This is a genomic window from Burkholderia sp. DN3021 (genome assembly GCF_049805555.1).
GTDB lineage: Bacteria > Pseudomonadota > Gammaproteobacteria > Burkholderiales > Burkholderiaceae > Burkholderia > Burkholderia pyrrocinia_C.
Genome location: NZ_JBNCAB010000019.1, coordinates 79,967 through 101,074, shown reverse-complemented (window position 1 = coordinate 101,074; position 21,108 = coordinate 79,967). Strand labels below are relative to the sequence as shown.

21 protein-coding genes are annotated in these 21,108 nt (G+C 68.1%); 5 read left to right on the top strand and 16 right to left on the bottom strand.

Annotated elements, in window-relative coordinates; all coding sequences use genetic code 11:
• The first annotated feature begins 29 nt into the window (after nucleotides 1-29).
• Nucleotides 30-422: a hypothetical protein gene (locus tag ACPUER_RS12820; RefSeq protein WP_425131281.1), complete on the top strand. Its 393-nt coding sequence runs from the start codon at nucleotides 30-32 to the stop codon at nucleotides 420-422.
• 133 nt (nucleotides 423-555) lie between these two features.
• On the opposite strand, the gene ACPUER_RS12815 is transcribed toward ACPUER_RS12820, so the two are convergent.
• From ACPUER_RS12815 to ACPUER_RS12795, 5 genes are read right to left on the bottom strand one after another with little or no spacing between them, the layout of a single operon-like run.
• Nucleotides 556-1,662: an MraY family glycosyltransferase gene (locus ACPUER_RS12815; RefSeq protein WP_425131280.1), complete on the bottom strand. Its 1,107-nt coding sequence runs from the start codon at nucleotides 1,660-1,662 to the stop codon at nucleotides 556-558.
• 27 nt (nucleotides 1,663-1,689) lie between these two features.
• Nucleotides 1,690-2,712, bottom strand: a complete 1,023-nt coding sequence (gene galE, locus ACPUER_RS12810; RefSeq protein WP_175962569.1) for a UDP-glucose 4-epimerase GalE — start codon at nucleotides 2,710-2,712, stop codon at nucleotides 1,690-1,692.
• Nucleotides 2,713-2,726: 14 nt separating this feature from the next.
• Complete coding sequence (locus ACPUER_RS12805) at nucleotides 2,727-3,863, bottom strand: glycosyltransferase family 4 protein (RefSeq protein WP_425131279.1); 1,137 nt, start codon at nucleotides 3,861-3,863, stop codon at nucleotides 2,727-2,729.
• A gap of 52 nt (nucleotides 3,864-3,915) precedes the next feature.
• Nucleotides 3,916-4,740: a glycosyltransferase gene (locus ACPUER_RS12800; protein ID WP_425131278.1), complete on the bottom strand. Its 825-nt coding sequence runs from the start codon at nucleotides 4,738-4,740 to the stop codon at nucleotides 3,916-3,918.
• The gene (locus tag ACPUER_RS12795; RefSeq protein WP_425131277.1) at nucleotides 4,737-5,993 is read right to left on the bottom strand and encodes an oligosaccharide flippase family protein; all 1,257 of its coding nucleotides are present in this window, start codon (nucleotides 5,991-5,993) and stop codon (nucleotides 4,737-4,739) included. Before ACPUER_RS12795 ends, ACPUER_RS12800 begins: the two co-directional genes overlap by 4 nt.
• 247 nt (nucleotides 5,994-6,240) lie before the next feature.
• On the opposite strand from ACPUER_RS12795, the gene ACPUER_RS12790 reads away from it, so the two are divergent.
• The 4 genes from ACPUER_RS12790 to waaA all read left to right on the top strand — a co-directional run bounded on the left by ACPUER_RS12790 (nucleotide 6,241) and on the right by waaA (nucleotide 11,099).
• A complete protein-coding gene (locus tag ACPUER_RS12790) occupies nucleotides 6,241-7,635 on the top strand; it encodes a phosphomannomutase/phosphoglucomutase (RefSeq protein ID WP_425131276.1) in 1,395 nt (464 codons plus the stop codon).
• 174 nt (nucleotides 7,636-7,809) lie between these two features.
• The gene (waaC, locus tag ACPUER_RS12785) at nucleotides 7,810-8,805 is read left to right on the top strand and encodes a lipopolysaccharide heptosyltransferase I (protein WP_175962574.1); all 996 of its coding nucleotides are present in this window, start codon (nucleotides 7,810-7,812) and stop codon (nucleotides 8,803-8,805) included.
• A gap of 25 nt (nucleotides 8,806-8,830) precedes the next feature.
• On the top strand, nucleotides 8,831-9,715 hold the full coding sequence (locus ACPUER_RS12780) for a Kdo hydroxylase family protein (protein WP_425131275.1): 885 nt from the start codon (nucleotides 8,831-8,833) through the stop codon (nucleotides 9,713-9,715).
• 37 nt (nucleotides 9,716-9,752) lie between these two features.
• Complete coding sequence (gene waaA / locus ACPUER_RS12775) at nucleotides 9,753-11,099, top strand: lipid IV(A) 3-deoxy-D-manno-octulosonic acid transferase (protein WP_425131274.1); 1,347 nt, start codon at nucleotides 9,753-9,755, stop codon at nucleotides 11,097-11,099.
• Nucleotides 11,100-11,163: 64 nt separating this feature from the next.
• Here waaA and ureG read toward each other — a convergent pair whose 3' ends face one another.
• From ureG to urtB, 11 genes are all read right to left on the bottom strand, one after another.
• Nucleotides 11,164-11,811 carry an urease accessory protein UreG gene (ureG, locus tag ACPUER_RS12770; RefSeq protein ID WP_034182906.1) on the bottom strand — a complete coding sequence of 216 codons (648 nt, stop codon included), beginning with the start codon at nucleotides 11,809-11,811 and terminating at the stop codon, nucleotides 11,164-11,166.
• A gap of 17 nt (nucleotides 11,812-11,828) precedes the next feature.
• The gene (locus ACPUER_RS12765) at nucleotides 11,829-12,509 is read right to left on the bottom strand and encodes an urease accessory UreF family protein (protein ID WP_310137232.1); all 681 of its coding nucleotides are present in this window, start codon (nucleotides 12,507-12,509) and stop codon (nucleotides 11,829-11,831) included.
• Nucleotides 12,496-13,113 carry an urease accessory protein UreE gene (gene ureE / locus ACPUER_RS12760; RefSeq protein ID WP_425131273.1) on the bottom strand — a complete coding sequence of 206 codons (618 nt, stop codon included), beginning with the start codon at nucleotides 13,111-13,113 and terminating at the stop codon, nucleotides 12,496-12,498. Before ureE ends, ACPUER_RS12765 begins: the two co-directional genes overlap by 14 nt.
• A gap of 17 nt (nucleotides 13,114-13,130) precedes the next feature.
• Complete coding sequence (gene ureC, locus ACPUER_RS12755) at nucleotides 13,131-14,837, bottom strand: urease subunit alpha (RefSeq protein WP_204425932.1); 1,707 nt, start codon at nucleotides 14,835-14,837, stop codon at nucleotides 13,131-13,133.
• A gap of 38 nt (nucleotides 14,838-14,875) precedes the next feature.
• Nucleotides 14,876-15,181, bottom strand: a complete 306-nt coding sequence (locus tag ACPUER_RS12750) for an urease subunit beta (protein WP_034182910.1) — start codon at nucleotides 15,179-15,181, stop codon at nucleotides 14,876-14,878.
• An 8-nt stretch (nucleotides 15,182-15,189) separates the two neighbouring features.
• Complete coding sequence (gene ureA / locus ACPUER_RS12745) at nucleotides 15,190-15,492, bottom strand: urease subunit gamma (RefSeq protein WP_006406310.1); 303 nt, start codon at nucleotides 15,490-15,492, stop codon at nucleotides 15,190-15,192.
• 236 nt (nucleotides 15,493-15,728) lie between these two features.
• The gene (locus ACPUER_RS12740) at nucleotides 15,729-16,604 is read right to left on the bottom strand and encodes an urease accessory protein UreD (RefSeq protein ID WP_425131272.1); all 876 of its coding nucleotides are present in this window, start codon (nucleotides 16,602-16,604) and stop codon (nucleotides 15,729-15,731) included.
• Nucleotides 16,605-16,746: 142 nt separating this feature from the next.
• Nucleotides 16,747-17,439 carry an urea ABC transporter ATP-binding subunit UrtE gene (gene urtE / locus ACPUER_RS12735; RefSeq protein WP_047900002.1) on the bottom strand — a complete coding sequence of 231 codons (693 nt, stop codon included), beginning with the start codon at nucleotides 17,437-17,439 and terminating at the stop codon, nucleotides 16,747-16,749.
• A gap of 4 nt (nucleotides 17,440-17,443) precedes the next feature.
• A complete protein-coding gene (gene urtD, locus ACPUER_RS12730; RefSeq protein ID WP_425131271.1) occupies nucleotides 17,444-18,301 on the bottom strand; it encodes an urea ABC transporter ATP-binding protein UrtD in 858 nt (285 codons plus the stop codon).
• Entirely contained in the window at nucleotides 18,298-19,485 is a 1,188-nt protein-coding gene (gene urtC, locus ACPUER_RS12725; RefSeq protein WP_175947563.1) for an urea ABC transporter permease subunit UrtC, read from the bottom strand. Before urtC ends, urtD begins: the two co-directional genes overlap by 4 nt.
• A gap of 1 nt (nucleotide 19,486) precedes the next feature.
• The gene (gene urtB, locus ACPUER_RS12720; RefSeq protein ID WP_425131270.1) at nucleotides 19,487-21,106 is read right to left on the bottom strand and encodes an urea ABC transporter permease subunit UrtB; all 1,620 of its coding nucleotides are present in this window, start codon (nucleotides 21,104-21,106) and stop codon (nucleotides 19,487-19,489) included.
• Nucleotides 21,107-21,108: the final 2 nt, after the last annotated feature.

The following is a 21,108-nucleotide window of genomic DNA, read 5'->3' as shown; positions in this document are numbered from 1 at the left end:
CTTCATCAATCTGATTCCCATTACATCTGATGGGAATCAGATTGCCGGTGCCGCGCCCTCATGAACAGACGGTACGTGTCGAGCGCTTACCTGCGGTCTGGAATGGTGGTGTCACGATCAGCAACGGTCAAAATTTTACGTCAGGCAACGGCGCGAATGTTTTGGTCATGCAGGGCGACGGTAATCTGGTGCTGCTTCGCCAAGGCGTTCCGCAATGGAATTCCGGTACTTTCGGTCATGCGGGCGCCTATGCCACGATGCAGACGGATGGCAATCTGGTGGTCTACAGTTCGACGCACACACCGCTCTGGTATTCCAACACCAGTGGAAATCCGGGGGCAGCCACTTACGTTCAGGACGACGGCAACGTTGTAATCTATGCGCAGGTGCCGCACTGGAGCACCAATACCACGGGAAGCTAGGGTTTCCGCGTCGATTCCCGTCAGCGCCTTTACGCCCTTCGTCGGCGATAGCGGCTTGCCGCCATCGGAGGGCGTGCGCAGAACCGGGCGCACAATGCACTGGTCGACGAAAAATCGTAGCCGCCAGTTCCCGTCAATGCCCGCGCTTCTCCTTCCTCACTACCATCCACCTCGGCGCCCTGAACCGCACGATGCTGAGATAAAGCCACACATACGTCAGCGCGAACAACACAACGAACACGAACAGATGCACGGTATGCCGCCAGAACAGCGTCGCGGGAATCACCGCGACGAGGCACAGCAGCCAAAGGTACGGGGACGTCAACGAATTCCGCCGCGTCAGATCATGCGCGTGCTTGGTCCCCACCGCCCACCGCATCAACCGCTTGTACACGAGCATATGCAGGTGCACGCCGTCCGGAATCCCCGGCGACATCCCGCGAATGAATTTCTTCCGGTAGATCGAGAAGCACGTCTCGAAGATCGGGTACATAAAAAGCAGCACCGGATACCAAGCTGACACTTCGCGATTGCGCATCACCAGCATGATCGCGAGCTCCGCGAGCATGAACCCGATGAAATACGCGCCGCCGTCACCGAGAAAGATCAGCCCCGCCGGAAAATTCCACAGAAAGAACCCGAGCACGGCCCCCATCATGATGATCGACGCGGACATGACGACCGGGTCGCCGACATGGAACGCAACATACGCGAGCGACGCGAACATCATGAAGCTGACCATCGACGCGAGCCCGTTGAAGCCGTCGATGATGTTGATCGCATTGGCGAGCGCCGCGACCGCGAGCACGGTCACGAACGCGGAAATCGCAACGTAGCGGAGCAGAAAATCAAGCGGTGGCACGCTGATGCGCGTGACGTGGATGTCCAGCAGCCAGAACGCGAGCGCGGCCGCGCCCATCGTGCACAGCAGCCGCGCGCGCGGCGACACGCGCTTGGTCAGGTCCTCGACGAGCCCCGACAGGAAAGCGGGCATCCCGCATGCAACGATCCCGAGAATGCTGCCGGAGATCGTCGGGTAGTGCCGGGACAGCACCAGCGCGGCAATGACGACCCCGGCGAGGATCCCGATGCCCCCAACGCGCGGCACGGGCCGCACGTGGAATTTCTGCACGCCGGCCAGATCGCTGTCGACCGAGAATTTCTCGTGAAGGTGCGCGTAGCGCACGATGAACAGCGTGACGAGCAGGGAGACGATGAAGCCGGACGCGAAGCTGAGCATGGGATCGCTCGAAAAATGGACAGCGGATTATACAAAACCGCGCGGGTTGCCCTCCTGCCATCGCCAGTGGTCGGCACACATTTCTTCAATGCCGAGCGTCGCGCGCCAGCCGATGATGTCGGCCGCGGCCTGCGGGTTCGCGTAGCACTCGGCGATGTCGCCCGGGCGGCGCGCGACGAGCTCGTACGGCACGGGGCGGCCCGATGCCTTCTCGAACGCGCGCACGACTTCCAGCACGCTGTAGCCCTGGCCCGTGCCGAGGTTCACGACGAAGCTCGCGTCGCGCTTCGCCAGCGCGTCGAGCGCGGCGATGTGCCCCTTCGCGAGATCGACGACGTGGATGTAGTCGCGCACGCCCGTGCCGTCCGGCGTCGGGTAGTCGGAGCCGAACACGCGCAGCTTCTCCAGCTTGCCGACGGCGACCTGCGCGACATACGGCATCAGGTTGTTCGGGATGCCGGCCGGATCCTCGCCGATCAGCCCGCTCGCATGCGCGCCGACCGGGTTGAAGTAGCGCAGCGTCGCGATGCGCCACGACGGGTCGGACACCTCGAGATCGCGCAGGATCTGCTCGGCGATCAGCTTCGACTGGCCGTACGGGTTCGTCGCCGACAACGGGAACGACTCGTCGATCGGCGAGCGCTCGGGCACGCCGTACACGGTTGCCGACGAGCTGAACACGAACTGCCTGACGTTGCGCTCGCGCATGACCTTGAGCACGGCGAGCAGGCCGCCGATGTTGTTCTGGTAATACTCGAGCGGTTTCGCGACCGATTCGCCGACGGCCTTGAGCGCCGCGAAATGGATCGTGCCGGTGATCGGGTGCTCGTCGAACACCTTCGCGAGCGCGGCTTCGTCGCACACGTCGACCTGGTGGAACGCGGGCGTCCTGCCCGTGATCTGCTCGATGCGCCGCACGGACTCGGCCTTGCTGTTGACGAGGTTGTCGACGATCACGACATCGTAGCCGTTGTCGAGCAGCTCGACGGCCGTGTGCGAGCCGATGTAGCCCGCACCGCCGGTAACGAGGATGGTGCCTTTAGCGGTCATGCTGATGCGCTCCTTCAGAGGGTGATGCCTGTCAACGAATGAATGGTCTGCCGGTAACGTTCGACGACCTGCTGCTCGTCGAATTCCGCGGTGACCTTCTGCCGGCCGCGCGCGCCCATCGCGTCGCGTCCGGCCGTTCCGAGGTCGATCATGCGGAGCAGTTGCTCCGCGAGGCTCGCGCTGTCGCGCACGCGGCACAGGAAACCCGTTTCGCCGTCGGCGACGACGTCGCGGCAGCCCGGCACGTCGGTCGCGACGATCGGGCGGCCCATCGCCGAGGCTTCCATCAGCGTGCGCGGCACGCCTTCGCGGTACGACGGCAGCACGACGCAGTCGGCGGCCGCGATATGCGGGCGCACGTCGTGCGCTTCGCCGAGATACTCGACGATGCCTTCGCCGACCCACGCGTCGACATCCGCGCGGCCGATCGCGCTCGGATTGTCGACGCCGAGCGGCCCGAGCAACTGGAAGCGCGCGTTCGGGTAGCGGGCCCGCACGATGCGCGCGGCCTCGACGTATTCGCGCACGCCCTTGTCCCACAGCAGCCGGCCGATCAGGATGAAGACGGGCGCGTCGCCGGCGGGCAGCGGCACGGGCGCGAACTGTTCGAGGTCGACGCCTTCGCCGTGCAGCAGCCGCGCGCGGTCGGGATGCGCGAGCAGTTGCTCGTCGGTGAACGTTGCGAGATCGTCGCGGTTCAGGAACCAGACTTCACGCGGGAAGCGGAACGCGAAGCGGTACAGGCGTTTCGCGACGCTGGCCGCGCGGCTTTTCTGGATGAAGACATAACCGAGCCCCGTCGTCACCGCGATCGACGGCACGCGCGCGAGCCATGCGGCGATCGAGCCGTAGATGTTCGGCTTGATCGTGTAATGGAACACGAGATCGGGCTTCAGTGCGCGGTAGTGACGCACCAGCGCGGCGAGCGTGCCGAGATCCTCGCGCGGGCTCGTGCCTTTCGACGCGACCGCGAGCGCCACGTAGCGGCAGCCCATCTGCTCGAGCAGCGGCACCGTGCGGTCGTGCGGCGCGATCACGATCACCTCGGCGCCGCGCGCGACGAGCGCACGGATCAAACCGTGGCGGTACGTGTAGATCGCCCAGGCCGTGTTGCAGACGAGCGCGATGCGCAGCGGGGAGGTGGCGGACATGAAAAAAGAAAAAAATAAAGCGTCGAAAATGCCGAAGGGGCCGGATCCGCGCTCAAGCGGACGGCCGCGCGGCGAACAGCGTCTGCTTGATCCGCTGCAGCGTGCGGTACGGCGTCACGAAATGCAGCAGGTTCTTGGCGAGGCCGGCCCAGTCGTACGGGTTCAGCGCGTTGAAGTGGCGCAGCAGCAGCGACAGCGTCGACACCAGCTGGCGCCGGCGCTTGGTCGCGCTGATCCCGCCCTCGTTGAGTTCGTAATAAAGGCCGAGTTCCGGCAGGTTCGCGCAATCGTAGCGTTGCATTAACCGTAAAAAAAGATCGAGATCCTCGGCCGCGCGGTATTTCGCGCGATAGTTGCCGACTTCCAGCACGGCGTCGATGCGCAGCATCACCGACGGATGCACGAGCGGCGAGCGCAGGAAGCGCGTGCGGCGCAGCGTGCGCGGATCGGCGGGCGGCGTCAGCATGAAGCGCGGCTCGCCGGCGCGCGATACGACCTGCGTCCACATGCCGACGCAGGCCACGCGCGGCTGGGCGCCGAGATACGCACGCTCCTTCGCGAGGCGCTGCGGCGCGGCGAGATCGCCGGCGTCGATGCGCGCCGCATAACGAAAGCCGCGCGCCGCGAGCGCGTCGATGCCGGCCGCGAGCGCGCGCTCGATGCCGCCGTTGCGCGGCATGCGCAGCACCTCGATCGCGAGGCCGGGCAGGTCGGGCGCGACGATCGGCGGCGTGCTGCCGTCGTCGACGATCAGCACGTGCACGGGCGCGTCCTCGCGAAACGACGCGAGGGTCCGGACGACGTCGTCGTGCCCGTTGTAGGCCGGCATCAGCACGGCCACGTCGTCGAGCGGGGGCGGGCAATCGGATGACGTCATGTTTGCAGCTTGAAACGGATGTAATAAAAATTGACGGCGGCCGCGGCCAGGTAGCCGGCGGCCAGCCCGACGAGCGCGCCGTACAGGCCGAGCCGCGGGATCGCGAACAGGTTGACGAGTGCGGCGATCGCGAGCGCGAGCAGCCATTTCGACAGTAATACGAATTTTGCTTGATATTTGAGAACGATAAGATTGCCTATCGCCTCGATGCCGGCCGGCACGGACAGCCAGACGGCCCAGCGGAAGATGTCGACCGATGCTTCGTAGCCGCGGCCGAACACCTTGCCGACGATCAGCGGGGCGGCCGCGTCGAGCACGAGCGCGCCGGCCGTCATCAGGCAGGCCGTCATCGCGATCAGCCGGACGATGTTGCGGCGCAGCCGCGCGACGTCCTGCACGCGGTAGACGAATGCGGGCGCGATGGTCTGCGCGAGCATCAGCGCGAGCGTGATCCAGTTCTCGTTGAGCTGCTGCGCGGCCGAGTAGCGGCCGAGATCGGCGAACGACACGTGGCGCTCGAGCATCAGGCGGTCGAGCTTCAGGAACAGGTACATGCAGATGAGGCCGAGCCAGAACACGGTGCCGGCCGTCGCAAAGTGCCTGAACAGCGGTTTATCGAACGTCCAGCCGAGCGCGCCGTCGTTACGATGCCGGTAGTAGAGCAGCAGCGCGAAGCCGATCGCGGCGGCCTCGAGCGCCCACAGCCACCCGAAGCGCGCGGGGCCGGCGGCCGCGCGGACCAGCAGCCAGACGAGCAGCGCCTTCGCCAGCGCGGTGATCATGCTGGTGACGAGCTGCGGCTTGCTGTAGGTCATGCTCTGCAGCCACGCGTTGATCACGCCGACGAACGGCTCGCGGAACACCATCGTGACGGCCAGGCCGGCGAGCATCGCGCCGACCAGCGGATCGAAGGCGCCCGCGGCGATCGCGATCCAGGTCGCGACGAGCGCGGCGGCCGAGACGGCGATGCGCAGCACGAACGCGCTGCCGAGCACCGCGCCGAGCTGGGCAGGCGGGCGCTGGACGATGGTCGGAACGAGGATTTCCGCGCCGCACACCCAGGTGAGCGGCGCCAGTACCAGGAGGAGCGTATTCGCATACTGCCATTTGCCGAACACATCCGGCCCGAAATAACGGGCCAGAAGACCGCTGATCGCGATCGCGACGCCGATCTGCGTGAGCCGTTCGAGCCCCAGCCAGACGAGGTTCGCGACGGCCTTCGCGACATCCGGGTTGCCGAAGCGCTTCAGCATGCGCGGCGGCCGCATGTACGCGGGGCGGCCGGCGGGGCGCCCGGAGGCTGCGGGTTGGCGGCGGCGGGTCGGCTAGGCATTAAAATGGGCGACATGCGCGTCATCAAAACCCGCGATTATAAGTGGGATCGGGGCCGCTCCAGCCGTTCCGTTCCTTGTTTCGCCGGGCCCGCATGTATCATGCGCGGCACCGGCGAGACGCGGCCAGACAATTTTCCATGCACGCAACCGAGAGAGAAGAGAATCGATGATCTCCCAATCCATCTTCAAGGCATATGACATTCGTGGCGTGGTCGGCAAGACGCTCGACGTCGACACGGCGCGCGGGATCGGCCGGGCATTCGGCAGCGAAGTGCGCGCCCAGGGCGGCGACGCAGTCGTCGTCGCGCGCGACGGCCGCCTGTCCGGGCCCGAACTCGTCGGCGCGCTCGCCGACGGCCTGCGTGCGGCGGGCGTCGACGTCGTCGACGTCGGCATGGTGCCCACGCCGGTCGGTTATTTCGCGGCGAGCGTGCCGCTTGCGCTGAAGGGCGGCGAGCGCCGCGTCGATTCGTGCATCGTCGTCACGGGCAGCCACAACCCGCCCGACTACAACGGCTTCAAGATGGTGCTGCGCGGCGCCGCGATCTACGGCGAGCAGATCCAGGCGCTGTACCGCCGCATCGTCGACGAGCGCTTCGAGACGGGCAGCGGCAGCTACGAGCAGGTCGACGTCGCCGATCAGTACATCGCGCGCATCGTCGGCGACGTGAAGCTCGCGCGGCCGCTGAAGCTCGTCGTCGACGCCGGCAACGGCGTCGCGGGCCCGCTCGCGACGCGCCTGTTCAAGGCGCTCGGCTGCGAACTCGTCGAGCGCTTCACCGACATCGACGGCACGTTCCCGAACCACCACCCCGATCCCGCACACCCGGAAAACCTGCAGGACGTGATCCAGGCGCTGAAGGACACCGATGCCGAGCTCGGCTTTGCGTTCGACGGCGACGGCGACCGCCTCGGCGTCGTCACGAAGGACGGCCAGATCATCTATCCGGACCGCCAGCTGATGCTGTTCGCGGAAGAAGTGCTGTCGCGCAACCCGGGCGCGCAGATCATCTACGACGTGAAGTGCACGCGCCACCTCGCGCAGTGGGTGAAGTCGAAGGGCGGCGAGCCGCTGATGTGGAAGACGGGCCACTCGCTCGTGAAGGCGAAGCTGCGCGAGACGGGTGCGCCGCTCGCCGGCGAAATGAGCGGCCACGTGTTCTTCAAGGATCGCTGGTACGGCTTCGACGACGGCCTCTACACGGGCGCGCGCCTGCTCGAGATCCTCGCGAAGACGGCCGATCCGAGCGCGCTGCTCAACGGTCTGCCGGACGCGATGAGCACGCCCGAATTGCAGCTGTGGCTCGAAGAGGGCGAGAACTTCCGCCTGATCGACAAGCTGCAGAAAGAGGCGAAGTTCGACGGCGCCGAGGAAGTCGTGACGATCGACGGCCTGCGCGTCGAGTACCCGGACGGCTTCGGCCTCGCGCGTTCGTCGAACACGACGCCGGTCGTCGTGATGCGTTTCGAGTCGGAGACGCAGGAAGGGCTCAAGCGCATCCAGGAGGACTTCCGCCGCGTGCTGACGGCCGCGAAGCCGGACGTCAAGCTGCCGTTCTGAGTGTCGGCGGCCTGTGGGCCGCCAACGGTACGACGACCGATTCATCGGTCGCGCCATCCCCGAAAAGCGGCGCACGCCACAGCGTGCGGCCGCTTTTTGTCTGTCTGCTCCCCCGGGCGAGATAAAATCGCTCCTTTATGTCTGTCGCCGGCTGCCAGCCGGCGTTTTTTCAGCGTGCAAAAGATCCTGATCGTGCGCGTGTCGTCGCTGGGCGACGTCGTGCACAACATGCCGGTGATCGCCGATATCCGGCGCCGCCACCCCGATGCGCAGATCGACTGGCTCGTCGAGGAAAGCTTCGTCGACCTCGTGCGGCTCGTCGACGGCGTGCGCGAGGTGCTGCCGTTCTCGCTGCGCCGCTGGCGCAAGAAGCCGTTCTCGGGCGCCACGTGGCGCGAGATCCGCGCATTCCGCCGGCGCCTCGCGGCCGAGCAGTACGACCTCGTGATCGACTGCCAGGGCCTGATCAAGACGGCCTGGGTCGCGAGCTGGGCGCGCGGCCCGCTCGTCGGGCTCGGCAACCGCACCGACGGCGCCGGCTACGAATGGCCCGTGCGCTTCTTCTACCGCAAGCGTGTGCCGATCGCGCCGCGCACGCACGTCGTCGAGCGCTCGCGGCAACTCGTCGCGGCCGCGCTGGGCGACCCGGTGCCGACGCCGGCCGATCCGGTCGACTTCGGCCTCGACACGCGTGCGGCGGCGCTCGCGGTGGCCGCGCTCGGCCTGAACCTGCCGGTGCCGTACGTGATGTTCGTCCATGCGACGTCGCGCGCCGACAAGCAGTGGCCGGACGCCGCGTGGATCGAGCTCGGCCAGGCGCTCGTGCGGCGCGGCGCGTCGCTCGTGCTGCCGTGGGGCAACGACGCGGAGCGCGCGACGAGCGAGCGGCTCGCGAAGGAGTTCGGCGCGGCGGCGATCGTGCCGCCGAAGCTGTCGCTGCCGGCCGTGGTCGGGTTGATCGACGGCGCGGCCGCGACCGTCGGGGTTGATACAGGTCTGGTTCACATCGCGGCCGCGCTGAAGCGTCCGACAGTCGAACTGTACAATTTCGCGACGGCCTGGCGAACCGGCGGCTACTGGTCGCCGAACGTCGTCAATCTCGGCACGGCGGGGCAACCCCCGTCGATCGCGCAGGTGAAGTCGGCGCTCGCGGGCTTCGGTCTCCTGTAACGCCTGTCAATTACGCGAACCGATCATGAGCGAATCCCAGATCATCGAAGTCCCGTCCGCCGACTGGAGCGGACACAACCTGTCGGCGCCGCGCGAGCAACTGCTGGCCGCGGTCGAGGAAGGCAAGGTGCTGTATTTCCCGCACCTGCGCTTTGCGATCGAAGGCGGCGAGGAAGCGCTGCTCGATCCGGCGCTCGCCGATCCGAAACGCAAGAACATCAGCCTCGCGCCGAACGGCGGCGCGCTCGCCGGCGTGCTCGGCGACAGCGTCACGCAGTCGGCCGTGCGCGCGCTCGTCGCGCGCTTCCAGCAGCAGGCCGGCACGCTCGTCGACGGCCTGTTCCCCGAATACCGCGGCAAGCTGCGCGTCGCGCCGACGAGCCTGCGGCTGATGCGGGTCGAGACGCGCCAGACGTCGTGGCGCAAGGACGACAGCCGGCTGCACGTCGACGCGTTCCCGTCGCGGCCGAACTACGGCGAGCGCATCCTGCGCGTGTTCACGAACGTGAACCCGGCCGGCGCACCGCGCGTGTGGCGCGTGGGCGAGCCGTTCGAGGACGTCGCGAAGCGTTTCCTGCCGCGCATCAGGCCGCAGTTCCCCGGTTCCGCGTGGCTGCTGAACCTGCTGCACGTGACGAAGTCGCCGCGCAGCGCGTACGACCACCTGATGCTGAACCTGCACGACAGCATGAAGGCCGATCTCGACTACCAGAAGACGAGCCCGCAGCAGACGATGCCGTTCCCGCCGGGCAGCGTGTGGATATGTTTCTCGGATCAGACTTCGCACGCTGTGATGTCCGGCCAGTTCATGCTCGAGCAGACGTTCTTCCTGCCGGTCGACGCGATGGTCCGCCGCGAATGCGCGCCGCTCGGCATTCTCGAGCGCCTGACGGGCAGGGCGCTGGTTTGAGCGCGCACCTGCTTCGGAGCAATACGGGGGCCGCCGCATGCTGAGGGCGATCTATCGCGCGCTGTGGTGGCTCGTCGCACCCGCTGCGGTCATCCGGCTTTATGTGCGCTCGCGCAAGGAGCGCGGCTATCGCGAGCACATCGGCGAACGTTTCGGCCGCGTGGCGGGCCGCTCGCGCGACGACCGTGCGCCGCTGATCTGGGTGCATGCGGTATCGGTCGGCGAAACGCGCGCCGCGCAGCCGCTGATCGATGCGCTGATGCATGCGCGCCCCGATGCGCGGATCCTGCTCACGCACATGACGCCGAGCGGCCGCGCGACCGGCGAACAGATCTTCGGCGATCGCGTGCTGCGCTGCTACCTGCCGTACGACATGCCGGGCCTGGTGCGGCGCTTCCTGCACGCATGGCGGCCGACGCTCGGCCTCGTGATGGAAACCGAGGTGTGGCCGACGCTGATCGACGAGTGCCGCCGCGCGGACGTGCCGCTCGTACTGACCAATGCGCGGATGTCGGCGCGTTCGTTCCGGCGTGCGGCGAAGTTCGGCGCGGCGACGCGCGACGTGTTCGGCGGCTTCTCGCGCGTGCTCGCGCAGAGCCCGGCCGATGCGGAGCGGCTGACGTCGCTCGGCGCACGCAACGTGACCGTGCTCGGCAACCTGAAGTTCGACATGGCGACGCCGCCGGAACTCGCGGCGCGCGGCCATGCGTGGCGCGACGCGATCGGCGCGCGGCCCGTGTGGGTCGCCGCCAGCACGCGCGAGAACGAGGAGGCGCTGGTGCTGCAGGCGTTCGCCGCGATGCGCACGCCCGGCGCGCTGCTGGTGCTCGTGCCGCGCCACCCGCAGCGTTTCGCCGAGGTCGAGGCGCTCGTCGGGCGCAGCGGGCTCAAGTGCGTGCGACGCTCGGCATGGGCCGCCGACACGGCCGCGCTCGCGGCCGGCCACCCGGCTGCCGAACCGCTGCCGGGCGACGTGACGGTGCTGCTCGGCGATTCGATGGGCGAACTCGGCGCGTATTACGCGGCCGCGGACGTTGCGTTCATCGGCGGCAGCCTGCTGCCGCTCGGCGGACAGAACCTGATCGAGGCGTGCGCGGTCGGCGTGCCGGTGCTGATCGGCCCGCACGTGTTCAACTTCACGCAGGCGACCGCCGATGCGGTCGCGGCCGGCGCGGCGATGCAGGTCGAGGATCCGCTCGATCTCGCGCACGTGCTCGACGCGCTGTTCGCCGACAAGGCGCGGCGCATCGCGATGGGCGCGGCCGGCGCCGCCTTCGCGGCGCGTCACCGCGGCGCGACCGCGCGCACGGTCGACCTGCTCGCGGCACTGCTGCCGCCCGCCGAACGCGGCGAGCGTGAGCAGCAGGACGCTTCCGACGAATAGGCGAGGGCGGCGCGATGCCGCCCCGGGCACGCGTGGCGGGCGTCGTGTGCCGCCGCCGCGCTGTTCAGACCGTCAGCAAGCCCTTCTTCTCGATGAACGCGATCACGTCCGCTACGCCGTCGAGCGCCTTCAGGTTCGTCATCACGTAAGGCCGCTCGCCGCGCATCTTCTTCGTGTCGGACGCCATCACGTCGAGGTTCGCGCCGACCAGCGGTGCGAGATCGGTCTTGTTGATCACGAGCAGGTCGGACTTCGTGATGCCGGGGCCGCCCTTGCGCGGAATCTTCTCGCCGCCCGCGACGTCGATCACGTAGATCGTCAGGTCCGACAGCTCGGGGCTGAACGTCGCCGCGAGATTGTCGCCGCCCGATTCGATGAACACGATGTCGGCGTCGGGAAAGCGCGACAGCATCCGGTCGACGGCTTCGAGGTTGATCGACGCATCCTCGCGGATCGCCGTGTGCGGGCAGCCGCCCGTCTCGACGCCCATGATGCGTTCCTCGGGCAGCGCGCCCGCAACCGTCAGCAGCCGCTGGTCTTCCTTCGTATAGATGTCGTTGGTGATCGCGACGAGGTCGTAGCGGTCGCGCATCGCCTTGCACAGCATTTCGAGCAGCGTGGTCTTGCCGGAGCCGACGGGGCCGCCGATGCCGACGCGCAGCGGCGGCAGTTTCTTCGTGCGGCGGGCGGAGGAGGGAGCAGGTGCGTTCATGGCGGGTAGCGTCGTGTTCAGGAGCGGAACAACCGCGAGTACTGGGTTTCGTGCCGCGCGGACAGGATGCCGAGCTGCGGCGCGAACGTGTTGACGGCGTCGGGCGGCGTCGCGAGCGCGCGGCGCACGGCCGCGTCGATCGCGCCGCGCAGCGCGACGATGATGCGTTGCCCGGCGAGCTGGCCGAGCGGCACGGCCTTCAGCGCGGCGGACGTCTGGTTCTCGACCCAGCCGAATGCGTATGCGGCGAGCGTCGCGTCGGCGCCGGCATCGTGCGCGGCGGCCGCGTATGCGAATGCGGTCGGCAGCGCGATAGGCGACATCGACGCGAGCGTCGCGCGGCGCGCGGCATCGCCCCATTCGAGCGATGCGCAGAGCTGCGCGAGCGACCAGCCCATCTGTTCGGTCTCGCGGCGCAGTTCCGCCGATTCGCGGCTCGCGACGAACCATGCATTTTCGGCGGCGAGCGCGTGTACGTCATGCGCATGCCAGCGCGCGAGCTGGTGTGCGAGGAACGGCAGCTCACCGTGCGCGAGCACGTCGGTCAGGCCGCTCGCGATCCAGTCGCGCGCGGAATCGGCGTCGTGGATCACGTTTGCGTCGAGCGCGGCTTCGAGGCCCTGCGAATAGCTGTACGCGCCGATCGGCAGCGCCGGCGACGCGAGGTGCAGCAGCGCGACGAGTTCAGTGGTGATCATGGCCGTGGCCGTGCGTGCATCCGGGACCATGTTGATGATCGTGATCGTGATCGTGATCGTGATCGTGCGAATGCGAATGCGAGTGTCCGTGGTGTTCGCCGAACACCTGTTGCGCGAGCGCGTAGTCCTCGGCGAACGTCGCGTCGTGCCCGTGCTTGTGGCCGCCGCCGTATGCACCGGCTTCCGGCTGGAACGGCGCGTTCGCTGCTTCGACCTGCGTGCCGAGCCGGCGCAGCATGTCCGCGAGCACCGGATCGGCTTCGAGCTTCAGGTAGCCGTCGCCGATCTCGACCGGCGTGTGACGGTTGCCGAGGTGGTACGCGGCGCGCATCAGCGTGAGCGGATCGGCCGCGCGCACGAGCAGCACGGCTTCGGGCGCCGCGGCGACGCGCACGAGCGCGCCGTCGTCGGCGACGAGCACGTCGCCGTCGCGCAGCACGGTGCCGCGCGGCAGCAGCACCGCGACGTCCTCGCCGGTGTCGAGCGTCGCCGCGAGGCGGCTCTTGCAGCGGGCGTCATACGCGAGCGTGAGCGTCGGCGCGCGCGCGACGAGCGACGCGGCGAGTTTCACGTTCGGGGCAATGCGTTTGTCGAGGGTGCGCATAAAACGAAAACCGGAAATCAGAACAGGAAATAGCGCTGCGCCATCGGCAGCACCGTCGCCGGCTCGCAGGTGAGCAACTGGCCGTCGGCGATCACGTCGTAGGTTTCGGGATCGACGCTGATCGACGGGCGCCATGCGTTGTGGATCATGTCGGCCTTCGTCACGTTGCGGCAGTTGCGCACCGGCACGATCCGCTTCGCGAGGCCGTAGCGTTCCGCGATGCCCGCATCGGCCGCCATCTGCGACACGAAGGTCAGCGACGTGCGCGCGAGCGCACCGCCGCGCGTCGCGAACATCTCGCGATAGTGGACGGGCTGCGGCGTCGGGATCGACGCGTTCGGGTCGCCCATCTGCGCGACCGCGATCATCCCGCCCTTCAAGATCATCGACGGCTTGATCCCGAAGAACGCGGGTTCCCACAGCACGAGGTCGGCCCACTTGCCGGGCTCGATCGAACCGACTTCGTGCGCGATCCCGTGCGTGATCGCCGGGTTGATCGTGTACTTCGCGACATAGCGCTTCGCGCGGAAGTTGTCGTTGCGCGCGCCGTCTTCGGGCAGCGCGCCGCGCTGCACCTTCATCTTGTGCGCGGTCTGCCAGGTGCGGATGATCACTTCGCCGACGCGGCCCATCGCCTGCGAATCGGATGACAGCATCGACAGTGCGCCGAGATCGTGCAGGATGTCCTCGGCCGCGATCGTCTCGCGGCGAATGCGCGATTCGGCGAACGCGAGATCCTCGGCGATCGACGGATCGAGGTGATGGCACACCATCAGCATGTCGAGATGCTCGTCGAGCGTGTTGATCGTGTACGGGCGCGTCGGGTTGGTCGACGACGGCAGCACGTTCGCCTCGCCGCACACCTTCAGGATGTCCGGCGCATGGCCGCCGCCCGCGCCTTCGGTGTGGTACGTGTGGATCGTGCGGCCCTTGAACGCGGCGACCGTCGATTCGACGAAACCGGCTTCGTTCAGCGTGTCGGTGTGGATCGCGACCTGCGTGTCGGTGTCGTCCGCAACCGACAGGCAGTTGTCGATCGCGGCGGGCGTCGTGCCCCAGTCCTCGTGCAGCTTCAGCCCGATCGCGCCGGCCGCGATCTGCTCGACGAGCGGCTGCGGCAGGCTCGCGTTGCCCTTGCCGAGAAAGCCGAGGTTGATCGGCCAGCCGTCGGCGGCCTGCAGCATCCGCTCCATGTGCCACGGGCCCGGCGTGCAGGTCGTCGCGTTGGTGCCGGTGGCCGGCCCCGTGCCGCCGCCGAGCATCGTCGTGACGCCCGATGCGAGCGCCTCGTCGATCTGTTGCGGGCTGATGAAGTGGATGTGCGTGTCGATGCCGCCCGCGGTCACGATCAGCCCTTCGCCGGCGATCACTTCGGTCGCCGCGCCAATGGCGATCGTCACGCCCGGCTGGATGTCCGGATTGCCGGCCTTGCCGATCGCGGCGATGCGGCCGTGCTTGATCGCGATGTCGGCCTTCACGATGCCCCAGTGATCGAGGATCACCGCGTTCGTGATGACCGTGTCGGGCACGTCGGCGGCCACGCGCTGCGACTGGCCCATCCCGTCGCGGATCACTTTCCCGCCGCCGAATTTCACTTCCTCGCCGTAGGTCGTGAAGTCGCGTTCGATCTCGATCAGCAGTTCGGTATCGGCGAGCCGGACGCGGTCGCCCGTCGTCGGCCCGAACATTTCCGCGTACGCGCGGCGGCTCAAGCGTAGTGTCATGTCGTGCTGTTCCTGAAGAGACGGGCGTGAGGCGTCGCTCAGAGCGGCCCCATCACCTTGCCCTGAAAACCGTAGACGGCCCGATCGCCCGCGAGCGCGACGAGCTCGACGGTGCGCGTCTGGCCCGGCTCGAAGCGCACGGCCGTGCCGGCCGCGATGTTGAGCCGGAAGCCGCGCGCGGCCGCGCGGTCGAACGACAGTGCGTCGTTGACTTCGAAGAAGTGATAGTGCGAGCCGACCTGCACCGGGCGGTCGCCGGTGTTCGCGACGACGAGCGTCAGCGTTTCGCGGCCCGCGTTCAGTTCGTGCTCGCCGTCGTCGGTGAGGATTTCGCCGGGGATCATGCGTTGCCTCACGGAATCGGGTGATGGACGGTCACGAGCTTCGTGCCGTCGGGGAAGGTCGCCTCGACCTGGATGTCGGGAATCATTTCGGGCACGCCATCCATCACGTCGTCGCGCGTGAGCAGCGTCGTGCCGTAGTGCATCACCTCGGCAACCGTCTTGCCGTCGCGCGCGGCTTCCATCAGCGCGGCGGTGATGAAGGCGACCGCCTCCGGATAGTTGAGCTTCAGGCCGCGCGCGCGACGGCGTTCGGCCAGCAGCGCCGCCGTGAAGATCAGCAGCTTGTCCTTTTCTCGGGGAGTCAGTTTCATGAAGGCAAACGTTCAGGAAAACGTAATTTTTATCGGTGCGCGCGCAACCGGGCGGACGTGCGGGTCATCGTAGCACCGCGCTATTTTGCGCGCGCCGTGTATCGGTTATGTAAGCAGCAAGGCGCGTGCCATGTGCATGGAACGCAGCGCGATGCGCGTTCGTGGTGCGCGGTGCATGGGTAACGTGCAGCGCCTGATGCGGGAATGCGCCGAAACGGTGCGTGGCGCGAGCACGCTCAGGTTTGCCAGAGGCGCAGCGGCCGTGCGTCGACGCCGTGCACGATCGGCCGCAACTGCAGCCAGCAATCGGTGAAGTGGCGCTGCAGCGCTTCCATCGACGTCGACAGCGCGCGCATGAGCACGACGCCGGGCGTTACGCAGGTTGCGCCCGCGCGCAGCGTATCGTCGAACGGCATCCGCGCGGCGAGCGATTCGGCCAGTGCGGCGTCGCACGCGGCGCCGGCGGCCCACAGCGTGCCGTAGGCGGGAAAACCTGCGAGGCCCTGTAGCGCGCCGCGCAGCGGATCGTGCGCGTCGAGCAGCGCGCGCTCGGTCCACAGCGGCCGGCCGTCGGCACCGACGAGCGCGGCGGTCGACGCGATGCGGCCCGCCGACCAGGTTTCGCCGGCCGCCTGCCGGCCGAGCTGCGTCGCATCCCAGCCGATCGCGCTCGCGCCCGCGCCGAGCGTCACGGTGAAGTCGAGCGCTGCGTGCGCTGAGTCGAAGAACAGGTTGTTCTGCGGCAGCCAGTCGAGCTTCGCGTTCTCGCCGACCGCGATGCCGATGTGCTGCGTCGCGTCGAGGCCGTTCGACTTGTACCACTTGGTCGCGCCGGGCGTTGTCAGCACCGCGTGCGTGCCGTCGCCGAGAGCGATGTCGATGTCGAGCCGGTCGCCGCCTGCGACGCCGCCCGGCGGGTGGACGAGCACCGCGTGGCAGATCGCGTCGCCTTCCGGATACAGCGGCCGCTGCACGCGCAGCGGGCCGTCGTGCAGCCGGTGCGCGAGCGTCGTGCGCGCGCCGTGCCGCTCGAAGCCGAGTTCGAGGCGGCCGCGCCACGACTTGGCGACGGCGGGGCGGGACAGCGGGGCGTGGGAATCGGGGGCGGACATCGGCAGCGAGCGGGAAACGAGAGAAACGGGCGCGAAGGACGTGGATGCTACCGGAACAATAATCCAGATGCCGCGTTCGTTGAAAGCGCCGCGTGCGGTTGCACCGCGAACCGGCCGGCCGTGCCCGCTGCCGTGCCGCGCGTCACACCGCGATCAGCTCGCGCACGCCGTTCGTTTCCATGTCGCGCGCGTCGCCGCCCGCGACGATCTCGCCGCGGCTCATCACCCAGTAGCGGTCCGCGATCGAGCGCGCGAAATCGTAATACTGTTCGACGAGCAGCACCGTCATGTTCGATTCGTCGACGAGCTGGCGCAGCGTGCGGCCGATGTCCTGGATGATCGACGGCTGGATGCCTTCGGTCGGCTCGTCGAGGATCAGCAGTTGCGGCTCGCTCATCAGCGCGCGGCCGATCGCGAGCTGCTGCTGCTGGCCGCCCGACAGGTCGCCGCCGCGCCGCGCGCGCATGTCCTTCAGCACCGGGAACAGGTCGTAGATGCGGTCGGGCACTTTCGACGGCGCCTTGCGGCTCGCCGCGCCGACGAGCAGGTTTTCCTCGACGGTCAGCCGCGGAAAGATGTCGCGGCCCTGCGGCACGTATGCGAGCCCGGCCGCGACGCGCGCATACGGCGGCAGCGCGCCGAGCGCCGTGCCGCGCCACGACACGGTGCCGCTTTTCGCGGCGACCACGCCCATCAGGCAGCGCAGCAGCGTGCTCTTGCCGACGCCGTTGCGGCCGAGCAGCACGGTGAGCTTGCCGTCGTCGGCGGCGAGGTTCACGTTGCGCAGGATATGGCTGCCGCCGTAGTACTGGTTCAGTGCTTCGATCTTCAGCATCGTTTCAACGTCCGAGATAAGACTCGATCACCGCGTCGTCGCGCTTGACCTGGTCGAGCGTGCCTTGCGCGAGCACCGCGCCTTCGGCCATCACCGTCACGCGGCCCGTGTCGCCCGCGAGCGCCGCGACGAATGCCATGTCGTGCTCGACGACCATCATCGAGCAGGTGCCGCGCAGCGTGTTCAGCAGCTCGGCGAGTTCCATCGTCTCGTGGTCGGTCATCCCGGCCGCCGGCTCGTCGAGCAGCAGCAGCGCGGGGCGCTGCATCAGCAGCATGCCGATCTCGAGCCGTTGCTTCTGCCCGTGCGACAGTTCGCCGGCTGCTCGATACGCGTGGCTTTCGAGGCCGATCAGCGCGAGCGTCTCCTCGATCTTCGCCTGCGCCGTACGGTCGAGCCGCGCGCGCAGCGATGCGAGCCAGCCCTTGTCGGTCTGCATCGCGAGCTCGAGGTTTTCCCACACCGGATGCTGCTCGAACACGGTCGGCTTCTGGAACTTGCGGCCGATGCCGGCGCGCGCGATCTCGGGCTCGCTCATCCGCGCGAGGTCGAGCGTCTGGCCGAGAAACACGTTGCCGGCATCGGGACGAGTCTTGCCGGTGATCACGTCCATCATCGTCGTCTTGCCGGCGCCGTTCGGGCCGATCACGCAGCGCAGCTCGCCCGCGTCGATCGCGAGCGACAGCTTCTTCAGCGCGCGGAAGCCGTCGAAGCTCACCTCGATATCCTCGAGGTAGAGGATCGTGCCGTGCGACGTGTCGATGCCGGGCGGCACGACGCGACCCATCGAAGCGGTGCCGCTGACCGCCAGCAGTTCGTCCTCGGGCGGTGGCGTGAATTGGTAGAGGGCCGTTCCGTTCATGCACGTTTTCCTTTCGCGAGCACGGTTTCGACGAGGCCCATGATCCCGCGCGGCAGCAGCAGCGGCACGAGCACGAAGATCAGGCCGAGGAAGAACAGCCAGTATTCGGCGAAGTACGCGGTAAACAGGCTCTTCGCGCCGTTCACCGCGAACGCGCCGACGATCGGCCCGATCAGCGTGCCGCGCCCGCCCACCGCAACCCAGATCGCCATTTCGATCGAGTTGCCGGGCGACATCTCGCCGGGATTGATGATGCCGACCTGCGGCACGTACAGCGCGCCTGCGATGCCGCACAGCACGGCCGACACGGTCCACACGAACAGCTTGTACGCGAGCGGGCTGTAGCCGAGGAACATCAGCCGCGTCTCGCCGTCGCGCACCGCGGTGACGACGCGCCCGAGCTTGCTCGTGACGATCGCGCGCGCGGCGATGAACGCGAGCACCAGCGTCGCGAACGTCAGCAGCAACAGCACCGTGCGCGTGCCGGGCGACGTGATCGCGAAACCCGCGATGCGCTTGAAGTCGGTGAAGCCGTTGTTGCCGCCGAAGCCCGTCTCGTTGCGATAGAACAGCAGCATCGCGGCGAACGTCAGCGCCTGCGTGATGATCGACAGGTACACGCCTTTCACGCGCGAACGGAACGTGAAGAAGCCGAACACCCACGCGAGCACGGCCGGCACGAGCACGACGAGCGCGAGCGCCCACGCGAGATGCTGCGTGCCGCTCCAGTACCACGGCAACTGGTGCCAGTCGAGGAACACCATGAAGTCGGGCAGGTCGCTGCCGTACTTGCCGTCGCGGCCGATCTCGCGCATCAGGTACATGCCGATCGCATAGCCGCCGAGCGCGAAGAACAGCCCGTGGCCGAGGCTAAGAATCCCGCAGTAGCCCCATACGAGATCGAGCGCGAGCGCGGCGATCGCGTAGCACATCAGCTTGCCGGCGAGTGTCATCGCGTAAGCGGACAGATGGAACGCGCTCGCTTCGGGCGCGACGAGCGCGGCGAGCGGCACGCCGATGCCGATCGCGATGCACAGCGCGACGAGCGCGAGCCATGCGCGGCGCGACAGCAGCGCAGGGCGCGGCGGCAGGCCGAGCGCGAAGCCGTCTGCTGTACGTGCGGCGGCAGCGGGCTTCGGTGCGCCGGCGACCGGGTTCGACATCGAATCGGTTATGAAGGTCACGTCACGCCTCCGCGCTGCGGCCCTTCGGGGCGAACATGCCCTGAGGACGTTTCTGGATGAACAGCACGATCATCACGAGCACCGCGATCTTCGCGAGCACGGCGCCCCAGAACGGCTCGATCGCCTTGCTCGCGAGGCCGAGCCCGAAGCCGCCGAGCACGGTGCCGGCGATCTGCCCGACGCCGCCGAGCACGACCGCCATGAACGAATCGATGATGTAGTTCTGGCCGAGATCGGGGCCCACGTTGCCGATCTGCGACAGCGCGCAGCCGCCGAGGCCGGCGATGCCCGCGCCGAACGCGAACGCATACGCATCGACGCGCGCGGTCTTCACGCCGACGCATGCGGCCATCCGGCGGTTCTGCGTGACCGCGCGCACGAACAGGCCGAGCCGCGTCTTCGTCAGCACGGCCCACGCGACGAATACCACCGCGAGCGCGAACGCGAGGATCGCGAGCCGGTTGTACGGCAGGATCAGGTTCTGCATCACGGTCACGCCGCCGCTCATCCACGACGGGTTCACGACCTGCACGTTCTGCGCGCCGAACAGCATGCGCGTCGCCTGGATCAGGATCAGGCTCACGCCGAAGGTCGCGAGCAATGTTTCGAGCGGGCGGCCGTACAGATGGCGCAGCACGAGCCGTTCGAGCACGATGCCGACGAGCGCGGCCGTCGCGAACGACGCGGGCACGGCGATGAGCGGATACCAGTCGAAAGCACCGGGTGCGTAGCGCTGGATCAGTGTCTGCACGACATAGGTTGCGTACGCACCGATCATCAGGAATTCGCCGTGCGCCATGTTGATCACGCCGATCAGCCCGTACGTGATCGCGAGACCGAGCGCGGCGAGCAGCAGCACGCTGCCGAGCGACAGGCCCGCGAACAGCGTGCCGACGATCTCGCCGCGGCGCTGCAGCGAGTGCAATGCGTCGAGCCCCTGCTGTGCGGCATCGCGCACGCGCGCGTCGGGCTCCGCGTAGCTGCCGTCCGCATTCTTCGCGACGAGCGGGCGCAGTTGTTCGATCATGTCGAGGTCGCGGCGCGCGGCCACCACCTGCACGGCTTCGAGGCGTTTCGCCGGATCGGCATCGTGCAGCGCGGCGATCGCCCACAGTGCATCGAGGCGGCGCTTCAGCGCGGGATCGGTTTCCTTCGCACGGGCGCGGTCGATCATCGGCTTGAGTGCCGGGTCCGGCGACTTCAGCAGCGCATCGATCGCGTCGCGTCGCGCGGCGACGTCGGGCGATGCGAGCGCGAGACCCGACAGCGCGCCCGCGATCTTCGTGCGCAGCAGGTTGTTCAGCATCACGGGCTGCGCGTCGCCGGCCGGCGTCGCGGCCTGCGTGAGCGCGTCGTGCGCCGTGTCGCCGGCCTGGATCAGCAGGCGGCCGTCGCCGGTCGCGAGCGCGTCGCCGGTCGACAGCGCGTTGAGCACGGCAACGGCGCGCGGATCGGCATCGGCGGCGAGCCGGTCGATCGCGGCCGTCTTCGCGTCGAAGTCGTCGCCGGCGAGCGCGGCGGTATCGGCGGCCGTCAGCGCGAACGCGGCGCGCGGCAGCGCGCCCGCGAGGGCGGCGCATGCGACGATCGCGACGGCGGCTCGGCGAAAGCGAATAGGCATCG